The following is a 23,144-nucleotide window of genomic DNA, read 5'->3' as shown; positions in this document are numbered from 1 at the left end:
GGAGCAACCATGAACACCGTTGAACCCGAAGTCGCCGACGTCGTCCTCATCGGTGGCGGCATCATGTCCGCCACCCTCGGCGCCATGATCAGCACGCTGGAGCCGCAGTGGCGCATCGTGTTGGTGGAGCGGGCATCGGACATCGCCACGGAGAGCAGTGGGCCGTGGAACAACGCCGGCACCGGCCACTCCGGCTATTGCGAGCTCAACTACATGCCAGACCCCGAAGACGGCTCGGCGCCGGCCGAAATCGCCGCACAATTCCAGGTGTCCCGCCGCTGGTGGGCATACCTGGTCGAGCAGGGCCTGCTGGACCCGGCGACTTTCGTCCACGGCACGCCGCACATGGATGTGGTGTTCGGCGACCGCGACGTGGCCTACCTACGACGACGCTTCGAAACCCTCAGTGCCGATCCGCTTTTCGCCGATCTCGAGTTCAGCGACGATCCCGCCAAAGTCGCCGAATGGGCCCCGCTGGTGATGGCCGGCCGAGATCCGGCGCAACCGATTGCGGCCACCCGGCACCCCGGCGGTACCGACGTCGATTTCGGGGCACTCACCCGCGGACTGACCCGCATCATCACCTCGAATGGCGGCGAGGTACGGCTCGGCCACGACGTGCGCCGACTGCACCAGGACCCGGATAACACCTGGTTGGTCAGCGGCCGGTGTACGGACTCGCACAACAGGTTTCAGCTGCGGGCACGCCATGTGTTCGTCGGAGCCGGCGGATTCGCCCTCCGCCTGCTGCAGCGCGCGCACATCCCCGAAGTCCGGGGCTACGGCGTGCTGCCCGTCGGCGCCGCGTTCCTGCGGTGCGCGAAACCCGACGTCGTGGCACGGCACGACGCCAAGGTGTACGGCCAGGCCGCGATAGGAGCCCCGCCGATGTCGGTGCCGCACTTGGACAAACGCGTCGTCGACGGCGACGAGTACCTCATGTTCGGTCCGTATGCGACATTCAGCACCAAGCTACTCAAGGGCGGCAAGCTCACCGACTTCTTCACCACGCTGCGGTGGCACAACCTGCATGTGCTGGCCGCCGCGGCCGCGCAGAGCCTGTCGCTGGTGCGCTACCTGATCGGTGAGTTGCTCACGCCGTTCGGCGGCAAGATCAAACAGCTGCAGCGGTTCTACCCGGACGCCGACCCCCGCGACTGGGAGCTGGTGCCGGCGGGACAGCGGGCCCAGCTGGTCACCCCGGACCCCGAACGTATCGGCGCCTTGCGGTCCGGGACCGAACTGGTCACGTCGGCCGACGGCACCATCGCGGGGCTGCTCGGCGCATCGCCGGGAGCCTCGACCGCCGTGCCGATCATGCTCGAGCTCCTGCAGCGGTGTTTCCCCGCGCGCTGGGGCACGTCCTGGCAGGCACGCATGGACGACGCCCTGGCGGCGCGCGACACCGCCGCGCTGCTCAGCCTCTGAAAGCCGATGGCCAGGTCTGCACGGATCGCCTCCGCGCAGACCTGGCCATTCAGCCGGCAAGACCTAGTGGGCGAAGTGTCGCGCCCCGGTCAGGTACAGCGTGATGCCCGCGGCAGCGGCGGCAGCGGTCACTTCGTCGTCTCGGACCGAACCACCCGGGTGCACAATGGCTTTCACACCGGCATTGGTCAGGGTCTCCAGACCGTCGGGGAACGGGAAGAAGGCATCGGAGGCAGCCACAGCGCCGCGAACCCGGTCACCGCCCCGCTCCACCGCGAGCCGCGCCGCGTCGACGCGGTTCACCTGGCCCATGCCGACACCGACGGTGGCGCCATTGGTGGCCACCACGATGGCGTTCGACTTCACCGCGCGGCACGCACGCCACGCAAACACCAAGTCGGCCAACGTCTCCGGGTCGGCCGGGCTGCCGGTCGCGAGAGTCCAGTTGGCGGGGTCGTCGCCCGCGGCATCCAGCGCGTCACGCTGCTGCACCAGCAGACCACCGCTGACCTGACGGAACTCGGTGCCGCCGGGCTGCGGCTCCGACGCCACCAGGATGCGAATGTTCTTCTTACGGCTCAGGATTTCGACGGCGCCCGGTTCGAAGGCAGGAGCGACGATCACCTCGGTGAAGATGTCCGCGACCGTCTCGGCCATCTCCTCGGTCACCGCGGTGTTGGCCGCGATGACGCCACCGAACGCGCTCAGCGGGTCGCACTCGTGCGCCTTGCGGTGCGCATCGGCAACCGAGATCGACGACACCGCAATGCCACACGGGTTGGCGTGCTTGATGATCGCCACACAGATGTCCTCGTGGTCGAACGCCGCCCGCCACGCCGCATCGGCATCGGTGAAGTTGTTGTAGGACATCTCTTTTCCGTGCAGCTGCTCAGCCTGAGCGAGCCCCGGCCAGCCGGCGTCGTCGCTGTAGAGCGCGGCCTTCTGGTGCGGGTTCTCGCCGTAGCGCAGCACATCACTGCGACGCCAGGTCGAACCCAGCCAGGCCGGCATGCCGGCGGCCGATGCCTCGTCGTCGCCGGGCACCAGCACGGAGCCCATCCAGGATGCGACGGCCACGTCGTACTCGGCGGTGTGCCGGAATGCCAACGACGCCAACTTCTTCCGCTCGTCGAGCGTGAAGCCACCCTCCCGGACGGCCGCCAGCACGCCGTCGTACCCCAGCGGGTCCACGACGACGGCGACGCTCGGGTGGTTCTTCGCCGCGGCGCGGACCATCGACGGACCGCCGATGTCGATCTGCTCGACGCACTCGTCCTCCGACGCGCCCGACGCCACGGTCTGCGTGAACGGATACAGGTTCACCACAACGAGTTCGAATGCCTCGACACCGAGCTCATCGAGCGCGGCTAGGTGCTCCGCCTTGCGGGTGTCGGCCAGCAGACCGGCGTGCACGCGCGGGTGCAGCGTCTTGACCCGGCCGTCCAGCACCTCCGGGAAACCGGTGACCTCTTCGACCGGAGTCACGGGAATTCCCTCGGCAGCAATGGTTTTCGCTGTCGAGCCGGTCGACACCAGGGTCACGCCGGCCTCGTGCAGCCCGCGAGCCAGCTCAGCCAGGCCGGTCTTGTCGTACACGCTGATCAGCGCGCGCCGAATCGGTCGTCGCGTCATCCTATTGCTCCTCACCTTCGCGGCACCCGATGGCCGCCTTTCGCCCACTCCACGTCACACCGCGGAGGGCCACCGCGGCGATCACATCTACCAGCAGCCGTCGTTCGACGACCTTGATCCGCTCATGCAGCGACGATTCGTCGTCGCTTTCGAGCACCGCAACCGGTTCCTGCGCCAGGATCGGCCCGGTATCGGTACCGGCATCCACCAGGTGCACCGTGCTGCCGGTGACCCGCACCCCGTATGCGAGGGCTTCGGACACCGCATGTGCTCCCGGAAACGACGGCAGCAGCGCCGGGTGGGTGTTCAGTACCCGTCCCTGAAAACGCCCGAGAAACGTGGGGCCGAGGATCTTCATGAACCCCGCCGACACCACCAGATCCGGCTCGTGGGCTGCGACGGCTTCGGTCAATGCGACGTCCCAGGCGGCCCGGTCGGCATGGTCGCGCAACTGGGTCGTGAACGTCGCCGCGCCGGCTGCCGCGCCGACCTCCAGCGCCCGGCATTCGCGATCCGTACCCACTGCCACTACCCGGGCCGGGTACTCGCCGACCGCCGCGGCCAGCACCGATTCCAACAGCGAGCCGGTCCCGGACGCCAGGACGACGAGCCGCGCCGGCGCAGTCGGGGGCACGTGAACCGGTTGCTGCACGGGAGCAGCCTAGTGGCCGTCGTCGTCGACGACGAAATGCGCCTCAGGGTCCTCGTCAGGGTCGAAGGCGACGTGCTCGCCGATGCGATCGGTAGTTCCGGACTGATAGGCCTCCGCCGGCGCCGGGGTCATGTCAGGTTCCGGACGCGCCGGTCGGCGCGGTGCGGCGGGTTTGGCCGCCGGCTCAGAAACTGGCTCCGGCGCTGGCACTGTCTCAGCGGCCTGCTCGAACGCCGGACCACCGGCGAAATGCGAGTCGTCGTCCCCGTCGTCCGCGGCCGCCGACACGTCACCGATCAGCTTCTCCGTCACGGGTTCGTCATCGTCGACGAACTCTGCCGGTTCATCTGCAGCCGGTTCCTCGTCCACGGGCGCCGCCGGCGCGACAGGCGCCGGCCGGGCCGGGCGGCGGGTCAGGCCGCCCGCCATGGCCACCGTGAGACCGCCGATCGAGACGAACCACAGGAAAACCGCAGGCCCGAACGTCGTCTGATCGACCCCGAGCTCACCGAAGTTGCCCAGGCGACCGCTGCCGGCGATCGCGAGCAAGACCATCATCACGGCAGCCAGTAGCGAGGCGACCGCCAGCTTGGCGAAGGCGATCGGCCACGGCGCCGGGCGGCGGGAGCACTGCTGCCCCACCGCCACCGCCGAGGCCGCCGCGATGATCAGTAGTGCCACCCAGACCGGACCCAATGGAGGTGACGGCACCGCGGCCAGTACCGGCACGGCGGGCACGTCGCCGCCGAGCACGGTGAAAGAACTGAACGTGGCCAGCCCCACGTGCACACTCGACCCGACAGCCACCGCGGCAGACCCGACCATGACGTTCGGGATGTACAACGCGGACAGCACGGTCAGGCTGAGCTGGCCGAACACCGAATCGGTGATGCCGAACAGGTCGTGCATCGTCGACCAGTGCACGACCATCGAGGCGACCGCGACCAAGCCCGACAGGCCGAGCAACGCCAACACACCGGCGACCGCTCCGCGCAACGCCTCCGGCAGCCAGTACGGCAGGTGCGCATCGGTCAGCAGTCGTCCCTGCAGGCGCGAGCCGACACCGATGACCGCACCGACCGCATGCACCGCCAGGACGCAGCCGAACGCCTGGAGGGCACTCGGGGTCTGCAGTTCCGTGAGCACCGACGACGCATCGTGGATCACCGCGATCGAGATCGCCGCGATCAGCAACGGTCCACCGAGCGCCGAGGCGACGACCCACCGGACCACGAACCAGGACGCGCCCGGCCGCGTCGCCGCCGCTGTGGTGCGGGCCGTGCCCCAGACCATCGCCAGCAGCGGGGCCAGGGGCATCACGCCGAGCTCGGCACCGCCGATCGACACCGGCACGCCGTGCACGCCCAGCCACATGCTGGCCATCGCGCCGAACGCACCGGTCAGGTCGCTGTTGGCGATGACCAACTGGATCAGCACCAGCGCGGCGATGATCGCCAGGGCGATGCCCGACGGGCCGAAAGCAACCCGAAGCAGGTCACGCGCCTGGCGCGTACCGACTGGTCGGTTATCCACTAGCTGGGTCACTCCTCGCGAGGTCGTCACCCGCCTGCCGCGAGTGCCCTAGCGATTATGACGAAGCCGCGCCCGATTACTGCGAAGCCGGGGGTTGCTGGAAGGTCGTCGTCGGCTCGGAGCCCGACCCTGTCGTGCCCGGCGTCGTGCCGTACGACGACGATCCGGCGCCAGACTCCGACGTCGAAGGCGCCTGGCCTGCCGACTGCTGCGGGGCCGACGACTGGCCGCCCGACTGCTGCGGCTGGCCGAACGCCGGGAATCCGGTCGGAGGGGTCGGCGGACCCGAGTCGGCGCCGTGCTGCGACGCGCTCTGCGCACCGGTGTAGCCGCCGATGGGACCGTTCTGGGACTGCGGCTGGTAGCCGCCTTGCTGACCGTAGTGCTGACCGGTCTGCTGGCCGTACTGCTGCTGTGGCTGCTGGCCGTAGTACTGAGCCTGCGGGTTGTAGCCCTGCGCCGGTCCGCCGTAGTTGTACGGATCGGACTGAGGACGCGGCGCCGGCGGCTGGATGACACCGGCGTCCAGCAGCAGCGCCGCGACGGCACTACCGGCCTGCAGCACCGACAGCGCGAGCACGACGTAGAGGCCCCACTCGACCTCGATGCCCTTGGGCGCCTGCACGATCTCGTTGATCACCAGCAGCAGGGCCAGCACCGCGAGGATGGCGACCCACGACTTGAAGCTCTTCTGCTTGGGCAGCAGGCTGACGCCCGCGAGCAGCGCGGCCAGCACGGCGACGACGATCGGCGCCTGGGTCAGGATGCTGCCGGTGCCTGCATCCAGGCCTCCCGCACCCAACTGGGGCGCGAAGTTGAAGCCGAAGATGAGCAGGCCGAGCGCCGCGACCGCGGTGGTCAGGTACTCAGGCAGTTTGCTCGGGCCGGCCGGCGCAGCGGGCGCAGCCGGGATCTGCTCGGGCAGACGATTGAACTGCTGGGTCGGCCCGCCGTACTGGTTGCTGTACTGGCTGGGCTGCTGGGCGGGCGGGTAGCCGGAGTTACCGGGCTGGTACGTCATGACCTCTCCTGTACTGGTCGACTCGACCAACCACGCTAGCGCACTTCATTGAGGGTGCCCTGCATCAGTTCGGCCCACAGAGCAGCGTCCTGACCGGCCGCGACGGCCCCGAGCAAACTTGCCCACCCGTCACGCCGGGACGCGGATCGGCCCCTCTGCGGCGTCCTGTTCCGCCTCCTCGATTTCCCGTACCAACGGCAGCACCTTGGCGCCGAAGTACTCGATTTCCTCCTGGAAATGCAGGAAGCCGCCGAGGATCAGATCGACGCCGCGTTTGCGGTAGGCAGCAATCCGCTCCGCGATCTGTTCCGGAGTTCCGATCAACTTGGTACGAAAACCGTCGTTGTACTGCACGAGGTCATCGAAGCTCGAATCCGCCCACATGCCCTTCTTGTCGCCCGTGGAGTTGCGGGCCTGCTGAACGGCCTGGCGGAACCCTTCGACGGCCGGCCGGTTCGCCTTCGCGACGATCTCGCGGAGGACTTCTTTCGCCTCTTTCTCCGTATCGCGCGCGATGATGAAGCCATTGAGGCCGAAGCGGACTTCCCGGGCAACCTGACGGGCGTGGTCGCGGACGTCGACGACTTGCTCGGTCACACCGTCGAAGTCCTTGCCGTTGGAGAAGTACCAGTCGGCGTAATAGCCGCCGTTGCGACGCGCCGCGCTCGAGTTGCCGCCCTGGAACAGTTCGGGGTTGGGGCGCTCGGCGGTGTTGAGCGGCTTGGGCTTCAGCGTGAAGTCATGGATGCGGTAGAAGTCGCCGCGGAAGTCGACGTCGTCCTCGGTCCAGATCTTGCGCAGCACCTGGAGGAATTCGGCGCTGCGGCGGTAGCGCTCGTCGTGCTCCAGCCAGGGCTCCCCCAGGTGCGTGAATTCGTCCTTGAACCAACCGGATACGACGTTGACTGCGAAGCGGCCGCCCGAGAGGTGGTCTGCCGTGGCGCCCAGTTTGGCCAGCACGGCCGGCTGCCAGAGGCCGGGGTGAACGGCCGCAATGACTTTCAAGCGTTCGGTCGCCAGCAGCAGCGCGAGGCTGAAACTCGTTGACTCGTGCTGGTATTCGGCGCCGTAGCTGGCCTCGTACCGGACCTGGCTGAGGGCGTACTCGAAGCCGTTGTTCTCCGCGGTCTGCGCGAGCTTCTTGTTGTACTCGTAGTTCCAGTCGGTCCGCTGCTCGATATCACTGGTCACCAGGCCGCCGCTGACGTTGGGCACCCAGTAGGCGAACTTGACGTGGTCGGCGATGCGTTCGGTCGTCATGGGCCCATGTCAACAAGCAAGGCACCTCACCGTCGTGGGTAACGTTCGCGATGAAGTTATCTCCGGATCGGTTCACGGGCGTCTCGCGGCTCAGCTTCGCGGCATAATGCCAGGTAATCCGGCTTGTTCAGGTTTCTCGCCACCCCCTCTTGCGCCCCGATACTGAAACACGTTCTAATCACGGTATGGACTACGGGCTCGTACTTTTCACCAGCGACCGCGGCATCAAGCCCGCCGCCGCCGCCAAACTGGCCGACGACCACGGCTTCACCACGTTCTATGTGCCCGAACACACGCACATCCCGATCAAGCGCCAGGCGGCCCACCCCACCACCGGTGACGAGACGCTGCCCGACGACCGTTACATGCGGACGCTGGATCCGTGGGTCGCGCTCGGCTCGGCCGCAGCGGTGACGTCGCGGGTGCGGCTGTCGACCGCGGTGGCATTGCCCGTCGAGCACGACCCGATCACCCTCGCGAAGTCGATTGCGACGCTGGATCACCTGTCTGGTGGCCGGGTGTCGGTCGGCGTCGGATTCGGTTGGAACACAGACGAACTCCAGGACCACAACGTCCCGCCGGCCCGGCGGCGCACCATGCTGCGCGAGTACCTGGAGGCCATGCGCGCGCTGTGGACCCAGGAAGAAGCCGAGTACGACGGTGAATTCGTGAAGTTCGGTCCGTCGTGGGCCTGGCCGAAGCCCGTGCAGTCGCACGTGCCGATCCTGGTCGGCGCTGCCGGCACCGAGAAGAACTTCAAGTGGATCGCCAAGTCGGCCGACGGCTGGATCACGACGCCGCGCGACTTCGACATCGACGAGCCGGTCAAGCTGCTGCAGGACACCTGGGCCGCGGCCGGCCGTTCGGGTGCGCCGACCATCGTCGCGCTGGACTTCAAGCCCGACGCCGACAAGTTGGCGCACTGGAAGAAGCTCGGCGTGACCGAGGTGCTGTTCGGGTTGCCGGACAGCGACGACGCGACCGTGTCGGCGTATGTCGAGAAGCTGGCGAAGAAGCTGAGCGACTTCGGGATCTGAGGTTTCGCCGGCGCTTTGGCGTCGGGTAGTGCCGCCCTGGCGTGCCAGGATTGATCCATGCGGATACGAGTGTTGGTGGTTGCCATTTGTTGTGCGCCGCTGCTCGGTTGTTCGACGGAAGAGGCTGTGTCAGCTCCTTCCACGACAAGCACCTCGCCATCGGTCGTCTACACGACTCCGGGGCCACCGGAGATCGAAGAGGACTGCGGCGTGGTCCATCAATACAGAACCGAAACAACCCATGCCATTCGAGGCAGCAGGAACATTGACTGCGCCGAGGCGCGCAGGGTGGGCGAACTGTGGTGGGCCACGCCAAAAGGACGCGCTGCGGGCTACTACCTTGAGTTCGAGAACTGGAAATGCCTTGCCGAAAGCGGCAAGTTCAAGACGCGCTGCACCCGGTCCGACTCGGCAGTGGTGCTACTGCAGAACCGGCAGGCCGAATAGAGCGCGAGATTTCTCGACGGAAATGGCTCGCGCTTAAGGCAATTCGAAGATCGTACGAACCGAATCGGCGGGGCGGGTCGCCACATTAGCGACCTGGTGCAGGGCGAAACGACGGTTTGTTGCCGGCGACTTCGACGTCGGACGATCTCGCTTCCCGACAGCTCCCTGAGGTGGTGCTGGATTTGCGTCAGGTCGCAGACGACCGCGGCCATAGACTGGGGGTCATGGGGCGGCTGGTTGACGGGTGGGGCCAGTGTCGATTCTGAAGATTCGTGGCACCAATCCACTGACTTTGGTCGATGGCGGACGAGATCTGAAGCGCAAAGCCGAAGCACTCGACGAGTTGATCGGCAAGCAGGTGCATGCCATCCAGGAACTTGAACAAGATTGGAAAGGCAAGGCGGCCAACGCCGCCCGCGGGCAGACCTACCGAAATATCGAGCGACAGCACCGCTTTCACGAGATCACCGACGCCATGGCGACGGCCATGATTGCCGGCGGCCAGATCCTCGCGACGTTGCGCGACGTGCTGCTGAACTGGGTGAGCACGGTGTCCCAGATGTTCAACGTCGCCGACGACGGCGTGGTTACCACCCGTCCGCCGCGTACCGGCGGGGCCTGGGAGAACATCGCCGCTACCTTCACCAAATGCACCCAGAACATGATCAAGGCGTTCATGGATCAGGATCAGAACCTGGGCAACAGCCTGAAAACCATTGCGGACGGCAACACTCCGGGCAACAACCCGAAGCCAGTTCCGGGCTTCACGCCAGGCATCGATCCAGACAGCTTCAACAACGGCCAGATCGGGTTCGAGCAGACGATGGCTGGCTTTGGTGACCCAAGAACCGGCGAGGGCGGTGTGGGTGTGCCAAATACCGATCTGTCGATCATGGGCATGACGCCAGATGGCCGCATGTTCACGATCCAAGGCGACACAGGCAAGGGGATGAACCAGGGCACAAAGGACGGTGGGCCAGGAGTACGCCCCTCCAAAGACGAAGGTGGCGGAGGAAACAACAACATCATTTACTGGAAGATGGACGAGCACGGAAAATGGGTCGTCGATGAGGTCGTAAAAAACCCATTCACACCGGAACTCGACAAGAACGGCGATCCGCTCGACATCTCGACGATCCCGACGTCGACATTCAACGTCGGAGACACCATGTACGCCTCTGTGATGAATGTGAAGAACTGGAACAACAACACCTGGCAGACACGTAGCGCCGATCTTTGGCAATCCACAGACGGTGGGAAGACCTGGAAAGTAGCTGCCACGTGGCCCAACAACGACAAGTTCAACAACCCATTTCAGGTACAGAGCTTCGCCCTGTCGCAAGATGGCCGGACCGTTTATATGTACGGCACTCAGGACGGCCGTACCAACGACGGGCTGCACGCCGCCCAGGTCCCCGTAGAGAAAATCACGGACCGATCCGCATACAAGTATTGGGACGGAAGCTCATTCACTGGCCATGACCCAAATGCCAGTCCGCCCATCATCAAAACGCCACCAGGGGTCAGCGGAATCGGCGAGCCAAACGTGCACTTCTACGAGAACAAGGTGCTGGTTACGTTCAATGACGCATCTGGCGGTATCTATACAAGTTCCTCAGCCAACGGAAGCACAGATTGGACTGTGCCTTCTCAGGTAGTGCGGCAGGGTGGGGCGTACGGGACTTGACCCCGTGTGTTGGACACGCTGAATCCCGCAAGGTTGGCGGGGGAAGCGAGATGATCCACCACGATGGCAAGGAAAAATTACCCTGACGAGTTCAAACGGGACGCGGTAGCGCTGTACCGAGACACCGAGGGCGCCACGATCACGCAGATCGCCGACGAACTCGGCATCTCCGGTGTGACGCTCTCAGCGTGGTGCAAAGCCGCCGGGGTGCCGATCAGGCACCGCAACCCCACCGCAGCAGCACAGCCGAGCCCCGGCGTTGAGACCCCAGAGCAGGAGCTGGCCCGGCTACGGGCCGAGAACAAGGCGTTACGCGCCACGGAGGCTCGGTTGTCTACCGAGCGTGACATTCTGCGGTCGGCGGCCAAGTATTTCGCCGGGGAGACGAACTGGTGAGCCGCTTCCAGTTCGTCGCCGACCACCTGCACACCTTCGAGGTGAAGTGGCTGTGCGCAGTCGTCGAGGTTGCGCGTTCATCGTTCTACGCCTGGTTGGCCGCTGCCGACGGACGCGCCGCCCGCCAGGCCGCTGACAAGGCGCTGGCCGCGCGTATCCGCACCGTGCACGATGAGGACAACACCTACGGGGCGCCGCGGATCACCGCTGAACTCAACGACGGTGCACCCGACGGTGAGCGGGTCAACCACAAGCGGGTGGCCCGGGTCATGCGCAGTGCCGGGATCGCCGGCTACCGCCGCCGGCGACGGGTGAAGACCACCACGCCGGATCCGGCCAAACAGAAAGTCCCGGACCTGCTCAACCGGGACTTCACCGCCGCGGCACCCAACGTCAAGTACGTCGGCGACATCACCTACCTGCCATTGGCAAGCGGTTCGAATCTGTATCTGGCGACCGTGATCGACTGCTTCTCCGGACGGGTGGCGGGGTGGGCGATCGCCGAGCACATGCGCACCGAACTGGTCGAAGATGCCCTCAAAGCCGCTGCGGCGCTGCGCGGCTCCCTGACCGGTGCAGTGTTCCACACAGATCACGGAAGTCAGTACACCTCAAGGGATTTCGCGAACCTCTGCCGTGACTTGGAGGTCACCCAGTCTATGGGTGGCGTCGGGTCAAGTGCCGATAACGCGCTGGCCGAATCGTTCAACGCCGCCCTCAAACGCGAGATCCTGCAGGACCGCAGCCACTGGCCCGACGCTGCTACCTGCCGCCGCGAAGTGTTCCGCTGGCTGGCTCGCTACAACACCAAACGACGGCACTCCCGGTGCCGCTATTCCAGCCCTGCGACCTACGAAAGGACCCTAACACCGGCTACGCTGCCAGTAGCCGCGTAACCACAAATCCCGTGTCCACTACATGGGGGCAAGGCCCTACGGCGCATTCCAATCGCCTTTCTCAGGCGGCGACTCCATCGATTCCACTCTGTCACTGTGGAATCGGTACGGGACGGCGCTCTACCGAATCGAGAACTCGGACACCAAGAATTTGGGGGCGTACTGAACATGCGCGTAAGGCGAGTAGCCACAGTGCTAGTTGCGCTGTCAGTTCCGCTTATGGGGTGCTCATCGTTTAAGGAAGGTCCGCACACTCCAGCAGTACCGCGCGACGTCGCATTTCCCGACCTCAGCAGCTTTGCGCCCGCCGGACCCGCCATGTATTCCCCTGGAACCAATGATGATCCAGGCCTAGGATTCAGCACCCCCAGCGGCCAGCGCTGCTCCATGTACGCAGACACCAGTTCCGATCCGGCACGTATCGAGTGCAGTGGCCCCATCCCTGGACGAGCACACGACTGGGCACTGCATATCAAGCGGGGTACCACCGCTAGCGTCGGCGAACTCGTCATCAAATCCGGCCCCGGGATACTCCCTCCTCCTCCACCACCAACATTGCCGGTCCGACACGTTCTCAATGCAGCCCAGGACGACGTCCAATGCGGAATCCTCGACAACGGATCCGCTGCGTGCCGCATCGGCGAGCACGGATTCGTGGCGGCGGGCGACAAGCTGGCCCTCTTCTAGAGATGACCAACAGATGAGGTTTCCGCGCCAGTCAGCGCTGGCGGAAAACGCCATCGCCGCAACAATTCTCGTTGCTGCGGTCGCGTGCACTCCCGACGGATCTGGTCAGCCGACGGGCACCGCCCCAAGCACCACGTCACCTCCTACAGTGGTCGGGGTTTCCAGACCTTTCGAAATTCATCGAGGTCGACCAGTACGCGTACTTCGGCAGCGGGCAACGCTATGCAGGGATTTCCTTTCGGACGCCGAGCGGAATGATCTGCGCCTCAAACGATTACTCCGAGCGACAATATGCGCGAATCGACTGCTCGGGCTCACTGCCCGGCAAGCCCGGCCAATGGCAGATAGTCGCAGAGCTGCGGAGCGCCGCCACGATGAAGGACATCACCGCACCGGGCCCCTGTTGGAACATCCGAAATTGGGACATCTGAGCCAACAAGGGTTCTCCTACCCACTCGTCACGTCGTCAAGCGCACCGAGAATGACCTCGTATGCGGCGTCGTCGACAACGGAACGCCCGCATGCCGCATCGGCGATCACGGATTCGCTCTTACAACCGATCAACCCCTACTCTTCTGACGCGTCGAGATTGAGGAAGTGGTCGCTAATCTCGTGCAACAACGACCATTTGTCAGCGGTCACGTATTTCCCCAGGTTTGAGGGGTTGTCCGTCACGTAATTCCCCACCCTGGCTGTCACGTAATTCCCCACCCTGGGCGGTGTGTCTGCCTGGTGTGGGCCTCGTTTACCGGTTCGCTCTGCATCCATCTGATGGTGGATGGAAGGGCGCTGATGGCGAGGAGAAGTATCGTGATGCTCGATTTGGTCGAGTTGTTCACCCACTGGCACGCGGGCCGTTCGCAGGTCCAGTTATCGGAGTCGCTGGGCATTGACCGCAAGACCGTCCGCAAATATTTGGCTCCGGCGGTCGCGGCGGGTATCGGCCCGGGTACGGAGCCGCTGACCGCGCCACAGTGGTCGGAGCTGATCGGCGGGTGGTTCCCGGAACTGTCCGATCCTGCGGCGCGGGCGCTGACCTGGCCGCTGATCGAACCGCACCGGGACCAGATCAAGACCTGGCTCGATGCCGATGTCACGATCGCCACGATCGCTCAGCGGTTGCGGGACGAGCATGCGGTAGCGGTGTCGGAGTCCTCGGTTCGGCGTTGGATCGCAACACATTTCGCGGAAGAGGTGGCACGAGCGAAGGTGACCGTGCCGCGCGGGCCGGTCGAGCCGGGCAGTGAAGCGCAGATCGACTACGGTCGCCTGGGCATGTGGTTCGATCCCGCGGTGGGCCGCCGGGTGGCGGTGTGGGCGTTCGTGATGGTGTTGGCGTGTTCGCGGCACCTGTTCGTGCGCCCGGTGATCCGGATGGACCAAACCACCTGGTGCGCTTGCCATGTCGCGGCGTTCGAGTTCTTCGGCGGGGTCCCGGCCCGGTTGGTGTGTGACAACCTCAAGACCGGGGTGGACAAACCCGACCTGTATGACCCGAAGATCAACCGCGCCTATGCCGAGCTGGCCACCCACTACGGCACCCTGATCGACCCGGCGCGGGCGTTCAAACCCAAAGACAAACCCCGCGTCGAACGGCCCATGCAATACATCCGGGATTCGTTCTGGCGCGGCCGCCAGTTCGACGGGCTGCCCGCGATGCAAACCGACGCCCAGCGCTGGAGCATCGAGGTGGCCGGGGCGAGGTCGTGTCGGGCACTGGAGGGCGCGCCGCCGTTGCGGGTGTTTGAAGCGATCGAAGCCAGCGCGTTGATCGGGTTGCCGCCCAGAGTATTTGAACTGTCCACCTGGTCGATCGGCACCGTCGGCACCGACGCGCACCTCAAGGTCGGCAAGGCGTTGTACTCGGTGCCGTGGCGGCTGATCGGGCAACGCCTGCATGCCCGCACCGCCGGCGACGTGGTACAGGTCTTTCACGCCGATGCGGTGGTGGCCATCCACGTGCGCCGCCCATCGGGGCGCTCGACCGACTTCGCCCATTACCCGCCGGAGAAGGTCGCGTTCGCGATGAAAACCCCGACCTGGTGCCGGCGCACCGCCGAACTGGTCGGCCCGGCCTGCGTCGCGGTGATCGCCGCGTTCATGGCCGACAACGCCATCCACCATCTGCGCGCCGCGCAAGGAGTGCTCGGGCTGCGCGACAAACACGGCTGCGACCGGTTGGAGGCCGCGTGCGCCCGCGCCATCGCCGTCGGTGACCCGTCCTACCGCACCATCAAAGGCATCCTGGCCGCCGGCACCGAACACGCCGGCGACGAACCGCCCGCCAGCACCGGCGCGGCGGGGGCGTTTCTGCGTGGCCCCGACCAGTTCGGCACCGATACCGGCATCATCGCCTGATCGTCACCAATTCCACACTGCTGCAACATAATCAACCTTCAAAGGAAGCCCACCATGTCTATCTGTGATCCGGCGCTACGCACCGCGCTGCGCACCCTGAAACTGTCCGGCATGCTCGACACCCTCGATGCCCGGCTCGCCCAAACCCGCGACGGCGGCCTCGGCCACCTCGAATTCCTGCAAGCCCTCTGTCAAGACGAGATCGCCCGCCGCGAATCCGCCGCTCTCACACGGCGATTGCGCCGCGCCAAGTTCGAAGAACAGGCCACCTTCGAAGACTTCGACTTCACCGCCAACCCGAAACTGCCCGCCGCGATGCTGCGCGACCTGGCCGCCCTGCGCTGGCTCGACGCCGGCGAATCAGTCATCCTCTACGGCCCCGTCGGCGTCGGCAAAACCCATGTGGCACAAGCACTCGGACATCACGTAGCCCGCCGCGGCGGGGACATCCGCTTCGTCAAATGCGCCCGCATGCTCGCCGACCTTGCCGGCGGACACGCCGACCGCACCATCGGCCAGCGCATGCGCGAGTACACCCGGCCCCTGGTACTGATCGTCGATGACTTCGCGATGCGTGAGCACACCACCACCCAATCCGACGATCTCTACGATCTGGTCTCCGACCGGGCCATCGCTGGCAAACCCCTCATCCTGACCAGCAACCGCGCCCCCAAAGACTGGTACCCGCTGTTCCCCAACCCCGTCGTGGCCGAATCCCTACTCGACCGACTGATCAACACCAGCCACCAAGTCCTCATGGACGGACCCAGCTACCGACCCCGGAAACGACCCGGCCGCACCACCACCTAGACAACGCCCGCCCCGACCGGTAAGACCAACACGAGGCCCACACCTGGGGAATTACGTGACAGCAACCCCTGGGGAATTACGTGACCGACGACACATTTCGTCAATCTCGACGACCCAGATCAGGCCAGCACTGCCCGATTACCCTCGTCGGTTGAGGTGACAACGATGTTCGCGCCGAGCGGTTCGCCGTCGCACAGTAGCGCCATCAGATCGGCGTCGGTCGTGGTGGCCAGGAACCGGCCCCCGTCGGCGTCGAGGCGGCCGATGATGATGCCGACGTTGGGAGTCCAGTCGTACCGGACGGTGTAGGTCTCGATGGTCGCGGGTCCGTTCGCATGTTCAACCACCGCAACGGTGGGCCACGACGCGACCTCCGCGTACAGTTCGGCACTGTTATCGGCGACCCAATCGGCGGGTTGGGTCGAATAGATGCCGACCGAAAACTTGCTGGCGATGCCGCCGTTTGCGCCGACCAACGCGAATTCGCCTGGGGTTTCCCGCATTCGGGTGACAGCTTCAGCGATGCCGTGCAGCGAGTAGTTGTTTCCCGGGCCGCCGAAGTACGGCAGGCCGCCGGTCAGCGTCAGGCCTCGCGGATCATCGGCGTCCAAACCGACGCCGTCGCAGATGTTGAAGACCGGGAACGGGAAGCAGCTGTAGAGGTCGAATGCCGAGATGTCGTCGATCCCAATTCCGGCTACCCGCAACGCTTCCCGCACGGCCAGCACCGAGGCCGGGCTGGCACCGACGTCGGGACGGCCGAGGAGCTTCTGCTCCTTCATATCCGCATGCCCACGCAGGTAGACCCACTTGGATTCCGGCACGCCAAGTTTGCGTGCGGACTCCACCGACATGAGCACGGCGGCCGCTCCCATGTTCACCTGGTCACGAGCCACCATGAGCCGCGGGTAGGGGTCACAGATCATCCGGTTCTTGTCGGTGACAGTCACCAACTCGTCGACGGTACGTTCCACCGGCGCCGACGAATAAGGGTTCTTGGCAGCGACTTTCGACATCGGGGCGAACAGCTCCCCCATCGCCTGCCGGTAGTCCTGAACAGAATGCCCGAGGCGCGCACGACGGGCGTTCTCCAGCAGGCCGTACTGCACGGGCGCACCGATCAGCCCGTGCCGGACGGTGTACTCGTCGAAGATGCCGTCGTATCCGTAGCCACGGTCTTCGAGCTGGCCGTCGATGTTCTCCGAGTGATCGGGCTTGTCGTCCCGGCCCTTGAAGTACCGGATACTGGACGTGTTTTCCGACCCCATGATCATCACGACGTCGGCGTTGCCTGCCACGATCTCGCCGGCGAATTCGGTGATCAGGTGCTGAGGGCTCTGCCCGCCGATGACTTCGAGCACCGCGCGGGCCGGGTCAGCGCCGATGCGTTGCGCCACGGAGCGCGGGTAGTTGTTCGACTTGCCGAGCGGTGCCGGCACGTGGCCGGAGATCTCGAACTGCCGGGTGCCCGCGACGGTGTCGATCGCCGCGGCAACTGCCGTGACGTCGGCTCCGGTGTCCTGCAGCGCCGCCTGCGCGGCGGCCGCCGCGAGATCTACTGAGGACATCCCGCGGTAATCAGGGTCTTCAAGGCGTTCGGTGAACTGACCGACACCCACGATCACCGGCGTACGCGGATCAACACCCATTACAAACCTCCAGAAACCTGTTAATTCGACAGGCTAACCGATTGGGATGCGAACCTGCATTACGGGTAGCTGCACATTTGCGTCAGGAGGTACCCGCGGAGCGAAGTACGGTTGAGTGATGACTGGACCCAACCTGCGTGTCGACACCGCTGAACTGGAGTCAGCAGCCCGCAAGTTGTCCAGCTTGAGCAGCGACCTGACAAATAGCGCAGTCGTCCGCGGGCTTCCGGCCGCTGACAACCAAGCCAGCGGTGCAGCCGCAGCAGCCGTAACCGCCGCGGCTGATCACGTAGCCGGAGTCTGTGCAGGTGATCTCAAGGCATTCGGCGACAAACTAGCGCAAGCTGCCAAGTCCTACTCCGCGACGGACTCCGATGGCGGACAGCGTGTGCTGACAACGATGCACATGGACAGATAGCGCACCACACATGGTGGAGATGCCGACGCGCACCAAAGTCGAGAATTGGAAATCAGACCACTTGGCGAGCGCGGCTGACGCATGGACTCGACAAGCTCACACGGTCGAGGACATCTACGGCCGCGCCCAACAGGCAGTTGCCGAACCCACGTGGCACGGTAGTGCCGCCGACAGCGCCCACGACCGAATGTTCAGTGACATCGTCCGCGTGCGGACCGCTATGGAAATGCTCCGCAAGGCTGCCGGCATTGCCAAGAACGGCGCGGATCTCCTGGCCGGTTTGAAGCGCACCGCCGTCGAAGCGATATCCAACGCAGAGCGCCAGTTCTTTTCGGTAAGCGACAATCTCCGTGTCACCGACCGCATGCCGAAAGTCCTAGTCGGCCCACTGCTCCTGGTGCGAGACCTCACACGCGCAGCTATCGAAGCGGACATCCGAGGCAAGGCGTTGAGCCTGGCGGCCGCCGATGAACAGATCGCGAGTCAACTGAAACCGATCGCGACCAGTCTGCGCGAATTCAAGACGGATCAGCCTGGAAACGGAGCGCCTGCGCCGGGCGGCGCGCCTAAAGAGCCAACTATCACAGGCCCAGCCGGGCCGCTCACTCCCGAGCCTGACAAGTTCGACCCGAATCCAACAGCAGATGGCGGCAAGGGCAACCGCGGCGATCTCAACGTGACGTTGCCCGGAAGCGATATCACCATCAGTGGAGACCGCCGTCTGGGCTATCCGACGATCGATGGCAAACGGAACCCACTGGACATGCCTGACGACACAAGGCCTTTGCCGACCGGAACAATCGTCGGCCCGGACGGTAAGCAGTACGCGTTGTACAGCAAGGTGCCTTACCACTTGCCCAACGGCGATCCAATGTCAGCGGTCACGTATTTCCCCAGGTTTGAGGGGTTGTCCGTCACGTAATTCCCCACCCTGGCTGTCACGTAATTCCCCACCCTGGGCGGTGTGTCTGCCTGGTGTGGGCCTCGTTTACCGGTTCGCTCTGCATCCATCTGATGGTGGATGGAAGGGCGCTGATGGCGAGGAGAAGTATCGTGATGCTCGATTTGGTCGAGTTGTTCACCCACTGGCACGCGGGCCGTTCGCAGGTCCAGTTATCGGAGTCGCTGGGCATTGACCGCAAGACCGTCCGCAAATATTTGGCTCCGGCGGTCGCGGCGGGTATCGGCCCGGGTACGGAGCCGCTGACCGCGCCACAGTGGTCGGAGCTGATCGGCGGGTGGTTCCCGGAACTGTCCGATCCTGCGGCGCGGGCGCTGACCTGGCCGCTGATCGAACCGCACCGGGACCAGATCAAGACCTGGCTCGATGCCGATGTCACGATCGCCACGATCGCTCAGCGGTTGCGGGACGAGCATGCGGTAGCGGTGTCGGAGTCCTCGGTTCGGCGTTGGATCGCAACACATTTCGCGGAAGAGGTGGCACGAGCGAAGGTGACCGTGCCGCGCGGGCCGGTCGAGCCGGGCAGTGAAGCGCAGATCGACTACGGTCGCCTGGGCATGTGGTTCGATCCCGCGGTGGGCCGCCGGGTGGCGGTGTGGGCGTTCGTGATGGTGTTGGCGTGTTCGCGGCACCTGTTCGTGCGCCCGGTGATCCGGATGGACCAAACCACCTGGTGCGCTTGCCATGTCGCGGCGTTCGAGTTCTTCGGCGGGGTCCCGGCCCGGTTGGTGTGTGACAACCTCAAGACCGGGGTGGACAAACCCGACCTGTATGACCCGAAGATCAACCGCGCCTATGCCGAGCTGGCCACCCACTACGGCACCCTGATCGACCCGGCGCGGGCGTTCAAACCCAAAGACAAACCCCGCGTCGAACGGCCCATGCAATACATCCGGGATTCGTTCTGGCGCGGCCGCCAGTTCGACGGGCTGCCCGCGATGCAAACCGACGCCCAGCGCTGGAGCATCGAGGTGGCCGGGGCGAGGTCGTGTCGGGCACTGGAGGGCGCGCCGCCGTTGCGGGTGTTTGAAGCGATCGAAGCCAGCGCGTTGATCGGGTTGCCGCCCAGAGTATTTGAACTGTCCACCTGGTCGATCGGCACCGTCGGCACCGACGCGCACCTCAAGGTCGGCAAGGCGTTGTACTCGGTGCCGTGGCGGCTGATCGGGCAACGCCTGCATGCCCGCACCGCCGGCGACGTGGTACAGGTCTTTCACGCCGATGCGGTGGTGGCCATCCACGTGCGCCGCCCATCGGGGCGCTCGACCGACTTCGCCCATTACCCGCCGGAGAAGGTCGCGTTCGCGATGAAAACCCCGACCTGGTGCCGGCGCACCGCCGAACTGGTCGGCCCGGCCTGCGTCGCGGTGATCGCCGCGTTCATGGCCGACAACGCCATCCACCATCTGCGCGCCGCGCAAGGAGTGCTCGGGCTGCGCGACAAACACGGCTGCGACCGGTTGGAGGCCGCGTGCGCCCGCGCCATCGCCGTCGGTGACCCGTCCTACCGCACCATCAAAGGCATCCTGGCCGCCGGCACCGAACACGCCGGCGACGAACCGCCCGCCAGCACCGGCGCGGCGGGGGCGTTTCTGCGTGGCCCCGACCAGTTCGGCACCGATACCGGCATCATCGCCTGATCGTCACCAATTCCACACTGCTGCAACATAATCAACCTTCAAAGGAAGCCCACCATGTCTATCTGTGATCCGGCGCTACGCACCGCGCTGCGCACCCTGAAACTGTCCGGCATGCTCGACACCCTCGATGCCCGGCTCGCCCAAACCCGCGACGGCGGCCTCGGCCACCTCGAATTCCTGCAAGCCCTCTGTCAAGACGAGATCGCCCGCCGCGAATCCGCCGCTCTCACACGGCGATTGCGCCGCGCCAAGTTCGAAGAACAGGCCACCTTCGAAGACTTCGACTTCACCGCCAACCCGAAACTGCCCGCCGCGATGCTGCGCGACCTGGCCGCCCTGCGCTGGCTCGACGCCGGCGAATCAGTCATCCTCTACGGCCCCGTCGGCGTCGGCAAAACCCATGTGGCACAAGCACTCGGACATCACGTAGCCCGCCGCGGCGGGGACATCCGCTTCGTCAAATGCGCCCGCATGCTCGCCGACCTTGCCGGCGGACACGCCGACCGCACCATCGGCCAGCGCATGCGCGAGTACACCCGGCCCCTGGTACTGATCGTCGATGACTTCGCGATGCGTGAGCACACCACCACCCAATCCGACGATCTCTACGATCTGGTCTCCGACCGGGCCATCGCTGGCAAACCCCTCATCCTGACCAGCAACCGCGCCCCCAAAGACTGGTACCCGCTGTTCCCCAACCCCGTCGTGGCCGAATCCCTACTCGACCGACTGATCAACACCAGCCACCAAGTCCTCATGGACGGACCCAGCTACCGACCCCGGAAACGACCCGGCCGCACCACCACCTAGACAACGCCCGCCCCGACCGGTAAGACCAACACGAGGCCCACACCTGGGGAATTACGTGACAGCAACCCCTGGGGAATTACGTGACCGACGACACCAAACCCCAACTACGCCACAAAGGACACCACGGTCGTTGATCTAGCGAACCCGGCGAAGAGCATCGGGGTTCTACCGGGAATTTCACAGGCCAGCGGCGCATACGACAAGACGACAAACAGGATGGTGATCGTCGGAAACACTGGCCCCGACCGCGGCGATCGGACGAGGATGCTGTGGGTGTCCGACCCAATCGACCCGGCGAACCCCGATGGTTGGATGAATACGCTTCATCCAGCCGGTGTGATCCCTGGCTTGCCAGGTGATCGAGAAAACCAGCTCGTTGCACTCAAAGGCGGGGGCTTCATGCTGCTGGGCTCAGACAACGTCGTCCCCAATGGCAACCAACAACCTATGAGCGCGATCACGGCGGCAACACCTGAAGGCTTGCTGACTGCCAAACCTACGGCTCTATTTCCGCCTGGACCACAACAGAATTGGCCGGGCGGGGCTCCGCCATATGGCCCAACCGTTGTAGACACTACGTACGACCCGGTCACCGGCCGCGAAACCGTCGACGTTCGAGTCAGCACGTGGGAAGCGCCAAAAGATTGGGACCCCACCAAACAAAAAGACATGCCGTACAACCCGCAGACATACCGAACATCCGTGACAGTCCAGCACTAGCCGATGGAGTTACAGGCTGTGAATTTTCAGAGAAACGTGGCACCACTGCTCTTCGCCGGGTGCCTCGCTGCAACCACGCTGGCCCCGCCGCAGGCATTCGCGCAGCCGCAACAATTCCCCGATTTGAGCGCCTTCGCCGAGTCACCTACGCCAAATCAATTCTCCCGCCCAGACAAATGGGCCAACGGCTACATGTTCTTCCGGACGGCGGATGGTGTGAACTGCATGATCGGCGCTACCAAGACCTGTTACGGCAACCTGCCTGGGCTCGCGCCCGCCGAAACAAGTGCATGCAGTTCGGTCATGCAAGACGACCCTTCAACACCATTCAGATTCAATCGGTCCGACCAGCAATGTGTTCCAGCCACCGACGCTGTACTGAACCCCGGATACAAGTTGACCTTCGAGGCGCGAGGCACTACCTGTGTTGTCGGGCAGGACCGACTGACCGCCTGCATCGACAGCTGGCACAACCACGGCTTCGTCCTCCAGCCCTCGGGCAGCTGGACGTTCTGATGCGCCGGCTGACAGCGCTGGCGTTGGCGGCGTCAATCGTCAGCGCATGTGACGTCTCGTCGCCAGGTCAGCCGGTTCCCGAAGCTCCACCCACCGCACCGCCCGGCGGTCCCCCGCACCCGCCGCCACCAAGAGGAGTCTTCCCAGACTTCGCCACTTTCGCGCCAGCCGATCTCGCGTTGTACTCCGCCAAGAACTGGCATGAGGACACCTACGTCCTCTTTCAGACGCCAGGTGAAATCGGCTGCTTTGCCTACATCTACAGCGGCGTCATGGGACTGATCGAGTGTCACGGACGATCGATGCCGGGATTTCCCGCTGATGCTCTCAACCCCAAGCTCAAGGATCGACCGACGGTGTTCACCGTCGCAGAATCATCTGACGGCGCATTCAAGTTCACGTCCTCGCTGGGCACGTACACAGAAGAGAAGGGCTACCGCCTTCTACCCGCGGGCATGAAGCTCACGGTCGGCGAGACGGGCTGCGCTGTCGGTGACGACCACTACATTGCCTGCGTAACCAGCCAACACCATGGTTTCGTCATCTCACCCACCGGCAGCTGGACCTTCTGATCCACGACAATTTC

19 protein-coding genes are annotated in these 23,144 nt (G+C 65.0%); 13 read left to right on the top strand and 6 right to left on the bottom strand.

Translation table 11 applies throughout. The annotated features are described in order from the left end of the window. Nucleotides 1-9: 9 nt before the first annotated feature. Nucleotides 10-1,428 (top strand): malate dehydrogenase (quinone), encoded by a 1,419-nt coding sequence (gene mqo, locus ACJEIK_RS04145; protein ID WP_082761927.1) that lies wholly within the window; start codon nucleotides 10-12, stop codon nucleotides 1,426-1,428. A gap of 63 nt (nucleotides 1,429-1,491) precedes the next feature. On the opposite strand, the gene purH is transcribed toward mqo, so the two are convergent. The 5 genes from purH to sfnG all read right to left on the bottom strand — a co-directional run bounded on the left by purH (nucleotide 1,492) and on the right by sfnG (nucleotide 7,526). Next, nucleotides 1,492-3,060 (bottom strand): bifunctional phosphoribosylaminoimidazolecarboxamide formyltransferase/IMP cyclohydrolase, encoded by a 1,569-nt coding sequence (gene purH / locus ACJEIK_RS04140; protein WP_409431103.1) that lies wholly within the window; start codon nucleotides 3,058-3,060, stop codon nucleotides 1,492-1,494. Nucleotide 3,061: 1 nt separating this feature from the next. After that, complete coding sequence (gene purN, locus ACJEIK_RS04135; protein WP_061005730.1) at nucleotides 3,062-3,712, bottom strand: phosphoribosylglycinamide formyltransferase; 651 nt, start codon at nucleotides 3,710-3,712, stop codon at nucleotides 3,062-3,064. Between the two features lie 9 nt (nucleotides 3,713-3,721). Next, entirely contained in the window at nucleotides 3,722-5,245 is a 1,524-nt protein-coding gene (locus ACJEIK_RS04130; protein ID WP_409431102.1) for a DUF6350 family protein, read from the bottom strand. 76 nt (nucleotides 5,246-5,321) lie between these two features. Next, complete coding sequence (locus ACJEIK_RS04125; RefSeq protein WP_409431101.1) at nucleotides 5,322-6,266, bottom strand: DUF5336 domain-containing protein; 945 nt, start codon at nucleotides 6,264-6,266, stop codon at nucleotides 5,322-5,324. 129 nt (nucleotides 6,267-6,395) lie between these two features. Further along, nucleotides 6,396-7,526, bottom strand: coding sequence for a dimethylsulfone monooxygenase SfnG (gene sfnG, locus ACJEIK_RS04120; RefSeq protein ID WP_071286607.1), 1,131 nt, complete (start codon nucleotides 7,524-7,526; stop codon nucleotides 6,396-6,398). Between the two features lie 185 nt (nucleotides 7,527-7,711). Between sfnG and ACJEIK_RS04115 the strand changes: the two genes are divergently transcribed. The 6 genes from ACJEIK_RS04115 (at nucleotide 7,712) to istB (ACJEIK_RS04090) (ending at nucleotide 15,844) form a co-directional block, all read left to right on the top strand. Continuing rightward, a complete protein-coding gene (locus ACJEIK_RS04115) occupies nucleotides 7,712-8,563 on the top strand; it encodes an LLM class F420-dependent oxidoreductase (RefSeq protein ID WP_409431100.1) in 852 nt (283 codons plus the stop codon). 57 nt (nucleotides 8,564-8,620) lie between these two features. Then, nucleotides 8,621-9,010 (top strand): hypothetical protein, encoded by a 390-nt coding sequence (locus ACJEIK_RS04110; RefSeq protein ID WP_135357009.1) that lies wholly within the window; start codon nucleotides 8,621-8,623, stop codon nucleotides 9,008-9,010. 253 nt (nucleotides 9,011-9,263) lie between these two features. After that, nucleotides 9,264-10,697, top strand: coding sequence for a DUF4185 domain-containing protein (locus tag ACJEIK_RS04105; protein ID WP_409431099.1), 1,434 nt, complete (start codon nucleotides 9,264-9,266; stop codon nucleotides 10,695-10,697). A 63-nt stretch (nucleotides 10,698-10,760) separates the two neighbouring features. Further along, nucleotides 10,761-11,989 (top strand): IS3 family transposase gene (locus ACJEIK_RS04100; protein WP_109557065.1). Its coding sequence is split into 2 segments (ribosomal slippage): nucleotides 10,761-11,073 and nucleotides 11,073-11,989, totalling 1,230 coding nucleotides; the frame shifts between segments, so codons are not numbered across the junction. Nucleotides 11,990-13,489: 1,500 nt separating this feature from the next. Continuing rightward, on the top strand, nucleotides 13,490-15,034 hold the full coding sequence (gene istA / locus ACJEIK_RS04095; RefSeq protein ID WP_109558051.1) for an IS21 family transposase: 1,545 nt from the start codon (nucleotides 13,490-13,492) through the stop codon (nucleotides 15,032-15,034). A 54-nt stretch (nucleotides 15,035-15,088) separates the two neighbouring features. After that, nucleotides 15,089-15,844, top strand: coding sequence for an IS21-like element helper ATPase IstB (gene istB / locus ACJEIK_RS04090; RefSeq protein WP_074360265.1), 756 nt, complete (start codon nucleotides 15,089-15,091; stop codon nucleotides 15,842-15,844). 119 nt (nucleotides 15,845-15,963) lie between these two features. On the opposite strand, the gene ACJEIK_RS04085 is transcribed toward istB (ACJEIK_RS04090), so the two are convergent. After that, nucleotides 15,964-17,493: an acetyl-CoA acetyltransferase gene (locus ACJEIK_RS04085; protein WP_409431098.1), complete on the bottom strand. Its 1,530-nt coding sequence runs from the start codon at nucleotides 17,491-17,493 to the stop codon at nucleotides 15,964-15,966. A 428-nt stretch (nucleotides 17,494-17,921) separates the two neighbouring features. Between ACJEIK_RS04085 and ACJEIK_RS04080 the strand changes: the two genes are divergently transcribed. From ACJEIK_RS04080 to ACJEIK_RS04055, 6 genes are all read left to right on the top strand, one after another. Then, a complete protein-coding gene (locus ACJEIK_RS04080) occupies nucleotides 17,922-18,833 on the top strand; it encodes a WXG100 family type VII secretion target (protein ID WP_409431097.1) in 912 nt (303 codons plus the stop codon). 134 nt (nucleotides 18,834-18,967) lie between these two features. Further along, nucleotides 18,968-20,512 (top strand): IS21 family transposase, encoded by a 1,545-nt coding sequence (istA, locus tag ACJEIK_RS04075; protein ID WP_109558051.1) that lies wholly within the window; start codon nucleotides 18,968-18,970, stop codon nucleotides 20,510-20,512. 54 nt (nucleotides 20,513-20,566) lie between these two features. Next, nucleotides 20,567-21,322, top strand: coding sequence for an IS21-like element helper ATPase IstB (gene istB, locus ACJEIK_RS04070; protein ID WP_074360265.1), 756 nt, complete (start codon nucleotides 20,567-20,569; stop codon nucleotides 21,320-21,322). A gap of 273 nt (nucleotides 21,323-21,595) precedes the next feature. Then, the gene (locus tag ACJEIK_RS04065; RefSeq protein ID WP_409431096.1) at nucleotides 21,596-22,042 is read left to right on the top strand and encodes a hypothetical protein; all 447 of its coding nucleotides are present in this window, start codon (nucleotides 21,596-21,598) and stop codon (nucleotides 22,040-22,042) included. A gap of 18 nt (nucleotides 22,043-22,060) precedes the next feature. After that, nucleotides 22,061-22,558 (top strand): hypothetical protein, encoded by a 498-nt coding sequence (locus ACJEIK_RS04060; protein WP_409431095.1) that lies wholly within the window; start codon nucleotides 22,061-22,063, stop codon nucleotides 22,556-22,558. A gap of 179 nt (nucleotides 22,559-22,737) precedes the next feature. Continuing rightward, entirely contained in the window at nucleotides 22,738-23,130 is a 393-nt protein-coding gene (locus ACJEIK_RS04055; RefSeq protein WP_409431094.1) for a hypothetical protein, read from the top strand. Nucleotides 23,131-23,144: the final 14 nt, after the last annotated feature.

Source organism: Mycobacterium sp. SMC-16 (assembly GCF_046250085.1).
Lineage (GTDB): Bacteria > Actinomycetota > Actinomycetes > Mycobacteriales > Mycobacteriaceae > Mycobacterium > Mycobacterium phocaicum.
Note: the sequence above shows the minus strand (reverse complement) of the source record. Positions and strands in the feature narration are given on the sequence as shown.